Raw genomic sequence first — 12,333 nt, forward strand, 5'->3', positions numbered from 1 at the left:
TTTCGTCCAGTCGGCTTCTGATGCAGATTCAAGGCCAATATTCAAGGCCGTTTAAAATTTATTTCTCTCAAGCTGTTTATCAATATCATATGTCAGTTTGGATAATGGCCTGCTGCCCCATGAAGCTTTATCCAAAGCAGACATATAAAGCAGACCTCTTATTTCTTCTTTTGAACTGAATAAATCTCCAAATTTATCATACAGCTCCTGAATCCGCTCCGGCGGATTTATGTAATAGGATTTCAAAATATCCTGCACATACCCTTTATGCTCATGATATAATTCGTTCAAATGAAGCTTTTCCATCTGATTGTCAACAACATCCAGTCCCTCAGGGTAAACCTTGATTTCAAAATCATCCGATATTCCCTGCATAATCCTGGTGTAACTCTCATTTTTACCGATCTCCACCTGAAACTTCACATCATAACCAAATTCCTCTTCATAGGGATAGAGTATGGGCGATGTCACAGTGTCCAAAGAAGACTTAGCCTGGTTGCAGATACTGCAGCTGGGAATGAGATTGTACAGGGACAGTGCCAGATACGGATACAGGCTTTGAGGATAATAGTGGTCAAATTGGGGGCGTACTTTACCATTTTTCAACGTAAAAATATATTGCCGGTTGCAGTAAGGACAAGTATATATGTCCAGTTCTCTGAGAATTTTCACAGCGCTTTGGCGTTCTGAAAAATTTTTATACCGAAACACCTGATTTACCAGTTCTTCAAAAAGGGCCTTACTCCCTTCATAACTGCCAAATTCATCTATATATTCTTTTAATTCCTCCCGGTCAGCGAATAGAAGTTTTTTCACTTCATTTTCATCTAAAACTCCTGACTTTGGATCATACAGCCTGTTATAAATTTTACTATGATTACGTTTTAAGATCCTGATAACCGCTTTGTCCTTCAAAACATTAACAAGCCCTGTCTTGGCCTTTTGAGCGTCCTGCCAGAATATGTTCTCTATTCTTCTTTTTTTCTCTTCATTCACGTAAATTCTAATCACAGCTTTTTCTCCAGATTACTTATAATCAATTCCAGCTCTTCTTTTTGTCGTCTCAACTTTGCAATGGTTTCCGTAATCCCATGATCCGCTGATCCACTGTCTTTTTCAGATGCCTGATTGAAAGAGGTTTGATTTTTATAGGCCGTACGCTTAGATGATTGACTTTCTGATTTTAGGTGATCAGTTTTCTGATTATGAAACATTTGTCTCCGCGACAGTTCATCGTAATATAATTCCTCCAATTTGGATTTAACAGGCCCTTCACCTATATAATCGATAATTGTTTTAACTTTCTCCCTCTTTTCGCGAAACTCATCACCATGATTTAGCAAAATACTGGCGGCCTCATTAATCTTCTCCTCCGCAAAAGCCCCCATCGTTCCGTCTTCATCCAAAAAGAACGAATTCAAAAACAGAGTGTATATGTTGCTTCCAAACGTATCAGCAATGTCCGTAAACGTCTCTGTCTTCCCATTCATTTTTTTTAGATATAATACGCTGTTGGACGGAAAATCCGATAAAAGGATGGGGGAATGGGTAGTGATTATTATTTTTACCTCAATCCACTGAAACAGGGATTTACAAAACTCTGTGATCCATTTTATGTACATCCGCTGCCACCGGGGATGCAGGGACAAATCCGCTTCATCCAGTATCAGCAGGACATTGCTGGTTGCCCATGATAACGGAGAGTAGTTATATACATTGGTAATTCTCTGCTTCGTATTCACCATAGAGAAAAGATGGGAAAATACAGACAGAAAACAATACTCCCCTGTGCTGACGCCAAAAGAAAACTCCAAAAAAGGAAAATCAAAATTAAGATTGGAGTAATGCTTTATTAACTGTAATATAAAGTCCTCTGTTTCCGCCCCAGTTTTAAAGCTGATCCCCCTGTTATCCCAGGTTTGGTACGCTTCTATCCTATCTTGGTTTCTTTCCAGCCAGCTAATAAATTCATCTGCTTTTTCAAGATATTCCTTATGTTCAAAAAAATGTTTTTTTAAAGAATTTAATATCCTCCTCGATGCTGAATAAACAGTATATTTTTTTAAATGCACTTTATGTTTCAAAAAGTCGCAGGTATTACAAAAAAACAGGCAGTTCTCCTGCGCTTTTTGCGTGTCATAGGGCACTGCACAGGGAATAATCATTCTCTTAAAGCTGTTTAGTATAACATTTATCACTGCTTGAGCCGCCCAGTTTGTACCATACTCGTCTTTCAGGTTACTGAATCCTTGCTGCAAAGCAATTAATTTTTCACTAAATACCGGTTCGTCCTCTTTGTTTACGCGTATTTTCCCTGCTTCTTTCATAAGATAATCCTTATGATAGCCCCCATCCGCAATTTTCACCGTAATTGCCTGGGGTAAAGGAAATGGAGTCTTCGTCTGGCTGTCTAAGGCATACCCGTATAGAAATTCAATAATCCGAAATGCTTCCTGAGAGAAATAATTCATGATTTTATCTTTATTCAAACCGTCATAATGCATTTCATAAGTCATGTTAAAATGCTCATAGATCAAACGGCCGGCAGAAAAATCATAATTGCATTTCTTCTCATATTGATAATCATTTTGAGTTAGAGGGTTATGGAAATAAGAAATCTCATACTCATCCAGAAAATCCAGCGGTTCTCCCTTAATAAAAATCTTTTTGATCACTTTGATCTTCAGATTTTGGGAATTCACCTGAATTGAAGCGAATTGTCCCGTACAACAGAGCAGAATCTCCTCTTTTCCGCCTGTTCTATGCTCAAACACCATCATAAATTCACTTCGGGGCTTGAGGGCTTCTTTCATATCTTTGAGAGAGTACATTAAAAAATTCATCAAATTCGTTTTGCCGGAACCATTTTCCCCGACTACAGCAAAACAGCTGACGATATTGCCGCCCCAGAAATCATCCATATAGTCCTGGTTTTGGGAAATGTTCAGGGAGTTCTCGTTTTGGTTATATTTAATCTTGTATTTGCCGCTGAGAGGGTAAGCGGTGTTTTGGAACTCGGGAGGGCCCCAGGTGGCGTTGTAGGCGTAGATTAGGTCTAGGGAATTTGGCATTGTGGTTCTCCTTGAAGGGTTTTTCTAATTATATCATACTTCGGTATCATTTTTTACATTTTTCTCCAGCAAAACTATCACCATCCAGAAAAATGGCTGCCGGTAATTAACTAGAAAAAGGCTTTCTCCCAACAAGGCAAAAACTCCTGCCATTTCCCCCTTGCTTCCTTGCTTTAAATACCCCCATAACCATTTAATTAAAAATATAGTTGGTATTATTCCATAGCAAAACAGTATACTGAATAAGCTGGAGTGTATTTCATTAGCATAAGCTGCTAATGTAAACCGCTCATAATATCCTTCGCCAGCGCCCCACAGCATATATTGAGGGTATAAGATTATCTTTTCAGCTCCCCGGTCATATAAGAAACTAACAATACCTCCTTGTGTTAATTTAAAAATTTTTTCTTGTATTCTGGACAAAATTGAAAAATCACTGTTTTGTATTGCAAAGTCCTTTGAAGGCCATATAATATATAATCCAGTAATAATGCTTACTGCTAAACATCCTCCAATCAGCACCCAGAACTTCTTTGGCAAACGTCCGGATTGATAGAATTTCCATAACTTCAATATCCCTATACCAACTGTAAACAGGAAAATACCTACAAATATTCCTGTGGACTTTGACACAGCTATAATCCACACAGATAAAATATAAAATACCGGAAATGTTCTGTCATTATATTTACAGGAATAGATATAGATCAGCAGCATTGCAGAGAATATATAGAATGCCAGCTGATTAGGATCATTGAATGTTCCCATATATCGTATCCCCCCCCAATACTCATAGAACTGTCTGCCAACCCCAGTTATGTAAAGGAGGAATTGAAGCAAAATAGACGCTTTTAAAACGAAGGCTAACTTTCTTAGAAATTTTTTATTTATAAGATTTTTAAAGCAGATTATAGCGCAGGCATTGTAGATCCAGTATAATATATATATCAAAAAAGAGGGTTGTTTATAAATCATAAAATTGATGAAATTAATTATAACAACACATATAATAAATGCCAGTCCCCAGAAATCCTGGTTTAAATTTAAAAACGGCTCTTTTTTCTTGATTTTTGATAACATTAAAAAAAGGCATGATACTGCCAAACATGCATCACCAATGCCTAAATTTCCCGAAGGTAAGATATAAAATTGTTTTAAAAATACAAATAGTAAAAAAAACACTTCTGCTGTCATGAAATATTCCTCACTCTGTTTTAATGTCATTATTCTATCATTCATAGGCTGCTGCTTTAGCGTTTTTCTTTCAATTTCCAAATTAACCGGTGCGGAATCAGACCGACTAATAACGGTTTTATCACATAAGGAATCCCTTTGGGCATTAACCCCAATTTTCTAAAATTCCCCAAGCGTACAATCGCTTCATCAATCCGATATTGGTACCGTCTTTTTTTCCTCATCATCTCCACATTTACATAATACTGATATAAAACGTCCTGCAGATTATATCCCCGATAGCCCAGTGCATACAAACGCATAAACAGATCATAATCTTCTGCCCTTCTACAGACCCGGGCTGCTGAATACCCATTCGCTTTCAGTAAACACTCCCTTTTTATCATAACGGTGGCATGGACAAATGGCATCGACCATAAAAAATCTTCTTTCTGAGGTTCTGCTTTTAAACGGTATTGACTAGGTAAAACATTGCTGCCATCGAATAATTCCGCATCGCTGCACACAAAGTCATAACCGGGATTTGCCTCCAGAAAAATGAACTCCGTTTCCAATCGATGCGGATAACAATAATCATCCGCATCCATTATCGCTATATATTTCCCCTGTGCCGCAGCAATTCCTTTATTTCTGGTCCTGGCAGCATATTCATTAACCTTATTAACAATCAGACTGATTCTCGAATCTAAATCTACTATTTCTTCTAAAAAAAGAGAGATCTCCTCATTTGATGCATCATTGCAGAGAATCAGCTCAAAATTCTGATAAGTCTGATTAAGTATGGACTGCACCGCCCTTAAAATCAAACCTTTTTCTTCATTGTGTATCGCCATTATCACAGAAATATCAACCATCATATTCAACCTATAGCTTTCGGTCCATCATATATAACCATGTCTCTTTAATAAATTTTTTTAATCCTGCCCTATATTCTACTACATGCAGACAATGAAGTAAATATATAATAATTCTATAAAAATACAGGGCCCATAATGAAATACCTGATGCTTTTAAATATTTCCTGCAATAATATATCTCACTGTTCACATTGCAGGTATAAGCGAAAACCTTGACATGTTTCGTACTTGCTCCATGTAAATGCTGAACTGAAAATTGCGGTACATACATGGTTTTCCATCCAGTTTGTTCCATATGAATTCCGAGAATAAATTCTTCCTCATATAAAAAAGTACCTTCATCTAAAGGGGTTACATCCTCTGCGCATGCTCCCGACATCATAAAACAACAGCCAGAAACAGCATGTACCGGAAAAGTTTCCCGGTCATAATCATAGTTCAATCCCCAATACCTTCGATTATATCCTGGAAAAAAAACATGAAACCTGGTTCTTAATAAAAGATTCTCCTTCATTCCGGTTTTCAGACACATGTTGGCCTTCTGCGTATTACCATCTCTGTCAACAATCCTTGGACCCACGATGCCTACCGAAGGATGGGATTTCAAATATTCATACATGCCAGTAATTGTTCCATCGAAGAATCTTATATCATTGTTGCTTATCAAAATAGCATCACATCCGGCCTCTTTGGCGGCTTTTATACCAATGTTGTTTCCGGCGGCATAGCCGATATTAGTAGGATTGTAAAACGTGGTAATGTCGGGGTGGCGCAATAGTTCCGAAGTATGATTGTCTGGTTTTATTGTGGAGCCATTATCTACACAGAATATCCTATATTTTTGTTGAGGCTGATTTTGCAGGACGCTTTCTATGCATGCCTGGGTTTCATTCCAATTGTTGTAATTTAGAATTATTATGCCTATCATTCTATTTAAGCCTTTCATGGATTTCAGAACCAGTGAATGGAATAATGTTTATTGTTCCATATAAATAGTTTCAACGTCATAATACCGAGCAATTATAACGTTTCCCCAATAATCCGGATAGGGGGACAAATCTCCATCACTTATTTTATCACTGTAACAAGTATACTTTGTATATCCTAATATTACAGGTAATGTAAGTTCTGTTGTTATGACATTTTTTTTAATCCCTTCGTCTCAAATCTTCCTACTATATTATCAAGACCTACTGATGCACAAATTATATACATTGGCAAAAAGCAATACAAATATCTTGCCCTAGCTTCAAAAATCCACAAAAACAGAGTAAGTCCAAAAATACTTAACAAGGCGATCATCTCACTAATTTTTATATCATCTTTCTTTTTTATACCTAACCCTAATATAGATGTTAAAACAAATATCCATATAATTTTTACAAATACCATATAAAATGTATAATAATACTTCCCATCGTGATAATATAAATTCCGTAAACTTATTGCCGTCTGATTATCCTTTGGTAATATCGTTGCGTAAAAACCACCTTCTGCTCCCCATGCAAAAGTGCCATCATTATAATTTACCAAAGTTTTCTTTTTTATTAACTGTGCAAGACCTGATAAGCCCATCTCTGATATACGCTGTTTAGCTACTTGAAGAGTTGCTTCCTTTTTTTCTTCCAAAGTAGAAAAACTAGTTGTGTAATTTATATCTTCTGCCGAGTTTCCACCTGTTTTTTCAACATTCATACCCATCATCAAATAATGTGTCATAGGAACTTCTAAATTTTTATTTAGCTCTGCATTTAATATCCTAGTCACACCAACAGCTGCTAGTTGTGAAACTAAAAATGTAATTACAAGCATAGGCATACAATATTTCATCAAATCAAAAAATTGGTGTTTATTCGATACAGATCCAATCAATTCAACAACCAGGATTGCTATTAAAACAATAACAGTGGTTGGTTTAATTAACATACCCAAATAACTAAATAATCCTACAAGCATCCATTTCGACAGTTTACAATCTTTAAAAGTAATATAAAAATAGAATGCCAACACTGGAAAAACAATTCCATATGCATCAGAATATGGAATTGTGATCCATGGTGACAACGCTACAAGCAAAATGTAACAAATCCAGCTGATCCATGGTATCAATACACTTTTAGATAACTTTCTTACAGACAGAACTGTAAATATACCTGCAATATTAACAACAGCGTTCGCAACTACAATACCAGGAAAATACAACTCTTCTATCCCAAATGCTAACGCTGCCTTCATAATCAATACCATAATTGCTGTTAATGTTCTATTATTAGGATAGAGGGATAAAACGCCTTCAAAATTTTGAGGTGAACCAGTTCTGACTATTGTTAAAGCTGCCTTCATTAATGTGCCGCAATCCCATTCAGTATAAAAATAAATATTATAAGAAATAAAAACTTGTAATAAGAACAACATCACACCACTAACTAATAAAATCATTAAAAATTTTCTGTCTGATATTTTTCTCATTTTTAAGTTTGCCTTATGTATAATAAAAATCAACAATGCTATTAATGGAATTAAAAATAATACAATCATTTTATTACTCCAACCGCAATTCACTTGGCAATAATAAGGAATACTCGTATCTATAAATACAAGATCTAACCAGATTAATAAAAATGCTAAAATACACCCGTAATATATAATGGCATTTAATCCCCCCATTATCTTAGTTGTCTTTGATTCCACCATTATAATCATTCCTCACTTTTCTCATCTGCATCAATTAAAAATTCATCAATTAAAAATCTGGGACGCTGCTTTGTTTCTAAATAGATTTTACCTATATATTCACCTACAATACCAATAGATAATATTAACAGACCGCCTATACCCCAAATTGAAACCATAAGACTTGCCCATCCTGGCGTTGTATTTCCCTGGAAGAAACCAGATACACTCCATGCCAACATTATCATACTCATAATAAAAACCAGGCATCCCAAGAGCGTAATAATTCTGATAGGCTTTACACTTAATGAGGTTATTCCTTCAAAAGCAAACGCTAACATTTTCTTTAAAGGATATTTACTTTCTCCGGCAAACCTCTCATTTCGCTCATAGTATACAATACCTGTTTTATATCCAATCATAGGCACAATACCTCTTAAAAATAGATTTACCTCTTTGAACTGAGATAAACCTTCAAGAGCTCTTTTACTCATCAACCTATAGTCCGCATGATTATATATTGTATTGGCCCCGAGCCAATTCATAACTTTATAAAAGCATTCTGCAGTAAAACGTTTGAATAATGTATCTGTTTCTCGTTTGCTTCTTACACCATATACAATATCACAACCGTCTATATATTGGTCTACCATTGAATCAATTGCATCAATATCGTCCTGAAGATCTGCATCCAGAGAAATGGAGAAATCACAATAATCTTTTAGCATCATTAAACCAGCAAATAAAGCATTTTGGTGCCCTCTATTGCAGCTTAAATTTATTCCACCAAAAATACAGTTTTTATGACACAAATCTGAGATTATATTCCAAGTATCATCCTTAGAACCATCATTAACAAAAACTATTTTACTAGTTTCTCTGATTTTATTCTGTATGATTAACTTTTTCACCTTAGTTTCAAGCCGTTTTGCAGTTTCAGGTAAAACAGCCTGTTCATTATAACAAGGTATTACAATATACAATATATTTTCCATCTCCAAATTTTCTACTCCCATATCAATTTACAGTTCGATGGTAAATCGTAATATGCTTTATAATAGTCATCCAAAATCTCCCAGCCTTCAAAATAGGCATTATATGTCCATACCGTAAACGCTCAATAACCAGTACCTTTACAATTATGGGGCCGCAGTTATGTGCAGCCCGTTGAGCCCTGCTTTTTCGGTTTTCGTATGTGCTCTGGCAGTTTCTTAGACCAAGGAAGCAGATCTTCCAGGAAGCTTCTCTCAAGGTCATCTGCGTGCTTTGGCAGTTCGGTCAGCGGATACTCAAAATAATCATACGGCTTTCGATTGTTTGCCTTCACTGTCTCAGCGATGCTGTATATGATCGCGGAGCTGGCTGCCCCGTTAATGGTGTCGATTACCTGCCAGTTTTTCTTCCCTACACAGAATACACGGATGGCTTTTTCGCTGGCATTATTGTCAATGGGAACGTCTCCGTCTGTAAGGAACACTGTCAGATACCGTTCCTGATTTAAGGCATAAGTAAAGCCTACCCGGAGTTTCCCGTTTGCCGGCACTTCATGCATTTTTAAAATCTGCGAATTGCACAAAGATTACATTGCTTTGGTCGGATCAGCCATTTCTGATATCGGATGCTTTGCGATTATTTCCAGCCCCTGCATCAACATCTGAAACTGATCTTCCGAAATGGTTACTGCCTCCGCTTTGGATCTGGTCCAGTTAAATGCACCGTTATCCAGGCATTTATAAATCAGAAGAAAAACCATCACCTTCCCATAAAAGTGCTTTGATGCGGTCACAGAGCCTTCCACAGAAAAGGAAAAGAGTATTCCTGTCATACGGATCCAGCTCAAACTGAAAACAGATGATTCCTGCCAGAGCCTCAATTCCGCCGCGCAGATCCGTGTAGCCGATCACCAGGTAGCTCTTTTTAAATCCCTTCCGTCATTAAGCATGAGCTAAAGCCCTCACAAGAATGTGCAACAACTCTTGTGATGTTTCAGGGAAAACATCAATCGCAATACCATTGTTTCCACGGATAATGGCCGATGCAACTGACTTTTCCGCATTGTCTGTTCCCTGGGTATTGCCAGAGACAAACAGCCAGACAGGACGGACAACTCTACAAAATCAGAAATCTGTTTGCGATTCGAGTTTTCTTCTGCTGAGTAGTTTAATATTGCCTGACGGACACGACGAAGTCGAAAATAGTAGTTAGCTTTGGTAATTCCTTGCTGCCTGCACCAGCCATCCATTGTCAAGCCAGCCGGACGATTTTGACATTCACGGATTTGTTGACTCCATTGTTTCAAACGAACAGATTCGGCAACTAATCTTGCCTTGGTCTTCATAGCACTAACCTCCTTGTAGCAAGTATAAAAAGTTTAGTACTCAACTTTTTATACTTTAAACTATGGAGTAATTATGCCATGAAATTTAGTTATGGGCAAGATATTGGTTATTAGCGTTTACTCCTCCTATAATGATAGTCACGCAAGTATGTGCCAAACTCATTATAAGCGAAATTTATGGGAATGGCCCACCTTCCGTGAAGGTGGCTCCTTCTCATCGTTATAGTGGTTCTAAATGACCGTGCAGATGGTATTCACTGGTCGGAATATACACACGGATCGAATTCTTCAACAGATTGCTAAAACTGTATATTCCGCTTGTATGCGCCACTTGCGAAAACAATAAGTTGAGTTCATTAATCGACATGTACACCAAAAAAGACTTAATAAAGAGGAAGGTAACCCCTACCCTATCTTCAAAATTATTTTTATTGTTTCTATAAAATACGAAAAAAATAGGGAGATCATTATTGTGACAGTCACCATAAAAAAGGGGGAATTCAAGTTATAAATGTAGGGTGTCGTATACATATTTGTAATAAACAAATGAATTAAATAAATGTTAAATGAATGCTTGCCTAAAAAAGCTAGCATGTTATACCATTTATCATCATTTTTATTATCATATAAGTAGTTTTCAATCAAACAATAAAGAGGTGCCAATATACAATCAATTCTAATCCCCCAACCATTTAATCCAACTTTTATACGGAAAAAACTAATAATACATGTAACTATCACAAAACAAACTATATTGCTTTTTTTAATCGATAAATGCTTATAACAAATGTTAAAAATTTCGTATTTGCTAAAAAAAGCACCAATAATAAAAGGACAAAAATATAAAAGATTAACATAGAAATCATTTATTTGTATTTTATTAAAAAGGCTATAAAACAGCAGAGCAAAAATTACTAAAATAATTGTCCCCTTTTTATTCTCCAACATTTTTTTCATTAAAGGAAAAAGCAAATAAAGTAATAAGATTTCAGAGACAAACCACCAAGAAGGATTATATCCCATATAACCATTATAAAAATATTGTATACCTAAAAAATTTATGATCAAATTTTTCAAGGGACTAAATGGATATTGTAAAAAACTCAAAAAAATATTACGATAAAAAAACCATCCTATGCTAGTAAAAATAATAAAGACCATCCAGTAATTTATATAAATAGTTTTTAATCTTTTTACATAGAATTTTTTTATTTCAAAGGATCTTTTTTTATAACTTTCAAATAAACCATATCCACTTAAAAATAAAAATATTGAAACACAAATTTTTCCTAAAATTGCTAATTGAGGCATAATCCATATTCCAAAAACATTTAATCCATATCCTTCCATATTGGGAAAAATATGATGAATTATCATTAATATTATTGCTATTCCTTTACAAATATTTGTTTGCGTCTTATCAAATTTCATACTACATTAACCCCCATTTTTAATATGTACATACAGTTTACAACCCTTCATTCCGGCACTAAAAAGAGCAGTTATCGTTCCTTTTACTGTAGTTATGAGACTGCTTCTCACCAGTTTCATAGGTGAAATTAAGCACTTACTATATATTGAGTAAGTATTAATACCAACTCTATACCTTAGCAGTTATTAATATTTTATATGATTGTATTGCATACACTCGTACTGATCTAATAATTTTCGCAATTCAAAAGGTAAATCGTTATAAGAATAAAAGTTACCTTCATAATCAAAACATCCTTGATATCCTATAACAGGTATTGCTTCATAAAGATTCAGTAAATATTGTTGATACACAGGTAGTGGTAAATTAGCTTCATCTAAAATAATACTACCCAGATAATTAGAACTTATATAATCGATATTTCGAACTTCTAAATTATAATTAGTCCATATAAAAAATGGGGTTTGATACATTTCAATATCTTTTTTAAGGACCTCTAATGATTGTCCCATTAAATCTTGATACGCACTATCTGATAAAGCTGGTAAATGATCACCAAAAAATACAATCATTGTATTTTCATCTTCTTTTGAAAAATAATCAATTAAATATTTTAATGCATTATCGGACTCATTTATAAGAGAAAGATAACAATTAGCGACTCTATTGTTTCCATTAAGAGCATATATATTTTCTTCCAGACTACCATTATCTATATCATAGCCTCCATGGTTTTGCATAGTAACATTAAACACAAATAATTTCTCA

The 12,333-nt window shown here is 35.3% G+C and carries 12 protein-coding genes; all 12 read right to left on the reverse strand.

Annotated features, from left to right (window positions below):
- Positions 1 to 51: 51 nt before the first annotated feature.
- Positions 52 to 1,011: a hypothetical protein gene (locus GPL15_RS11875; protein ID WP_215698885.1), complete on the reverse strand. Its 960-nt coding sequence runs from the start codon at positions 1,009 to 1,011 to the stop codon at positions 52 to 54.
- Positions 1,008 to 2,489: a hypothetical protein gene (locus GPL15_RS11880; protein WP_346344952.1), complete on the reverse strand. Its 1,482-nt coding sequence runs from the start codon at positions 2,487 to 2,489 to the stop codon at positions 1,008 to 1,010. Before GPL15_RS11880 ends, GPL15_RS11875 begins: the two co-directional genes overlap by 4 nt.
- Positions 2,490 to 3,104: 615 nt before the next feature.
- Entirely contained in the window at positions 3,105 to 4,310 is a 1,206-nt protein-coding gene (locus tag GPL15_RS11885; RefSeq protein WP_215698887.1) for a hypothetical protein, read from the reverse strand.
- 11 nt (positions 4,311 to 4,321) lie between these two features.
- Positions 4,322 to 5,122 carry a glycosyltransferase gene (locus tag GPL15_RS11890; RefSeq protein WP_215698888.1) on the reverse strand — a complete coding sequence of 267 codons (801 nt, stop codon included), beginning with the start codon at positions 5,120 to 5,122 and terminating at the stop codon, positions 4,322 to 4,324.
- Between the two features lie 7 nt (positions 5,123 to 5,129).
- The gene (locus tag GPL15_RS11895; protein ID WP_215698889.1) at positions 5,130 to 6,050 is read right to left on the reverse strand and encodes a glycosyltransferase family 2 protein; all 921 of its coding nucleotides are present in this window, start codon (positions 6,048 to 6,050) and stop codon (positions 5,130 to 5,132) included.
- Between the two features lie 206 nt (positions 6,051 to 6,256).
- A complete protein-coding gene (locus tag GPL15_RS11900; protein WP_215698890.1) occupies positions 6,257 to 7,816 on the reverse strand; it encodes a hypothetical protein in 1,560 nt (519 codons plus the stop codon).
- A gap of 5 nt (positions 7,817 to 7,821) precedes the next feature.
- Complete coding sequence (locus GPL15_RS11905; RefSeq protein WP_215698897.1) at positions 7,822 to 8,790, reverse strand: glycosyltransferase family 2 protein; 969 nt, start codon at positions 8,788 to 8,790, stop codon at positions 7,822 to 7,824.
- 158 nt (positions 8,791 to 8,948) lie between these two features.
- Positions 8,949 to 9,347 (reverse strand): transposase, encoded by a 399-nt coding sequence (locus GPL15_RS11910; protein WP_346344954.1) that lies wholly within the window; start codon positions 9,345 to 9,347, stop codon positions 8,949 to 8,951.
- A gap of 27 nt (positions 9,348 to 9,374) precedes the next feature.
- Positions 9,375 to 9,581, reverse strand: a complete 207-nt coding sequence (tnpB, locus tag GPL15_RS11915) for an IS66 family insertion sequence element accessory protein TnpB (protein WP_215698891.1) — start codon at positions 9,579 to 9,581, stop codon at positions 9,375 to 9,377.
- 168 nt (positions 9,582 to 9,749) lie between these two features.
- Positions 9,750 to 10,133 carry a hypothetical protein gene (locus tag GPL15_RS27445; RefSeq protein WP_252198336.1) on the reverse strand — a complete coding sequence of 128 codons (384 nt, stop codon included), beginning with the start codon at positions 10,131 to 10,133 and terminating at the stop codon, positions 9,750 to 9,752.
- A gap of 405 nt (positions 10,134 to 10,538) precedes the next feature.
- A complete protein-coding gene (locus tag GPL15_RS11930) occupies positions 10,539 to 11,564 on the reverse strand; it encodes an acyltransferase (protein WP_215698893.1) in 1,026 nt (341 codons plus the stop codon).
- Between the two features lie 186 nt (positions 11,565 to 11,750).
- The coding region (locus GPL15_RS11935) for a sulfatase-like hydrolase/transferase (protein ID WP_215698894.1) at positions 11,751 to 12,333 on the reverse strand (583 nt) is incomplete at its 5' end.

Origin of the sequence: Clostridium sp. MCC353 (genome assembly GCF_018785315.1) — a bacterium.
In the GTDB taxonomy this organism is placed as follows: Bacteria; Bacillota; Clostridia; order Lachnospirales; family Lachnospiraceae; genus CHH4-2.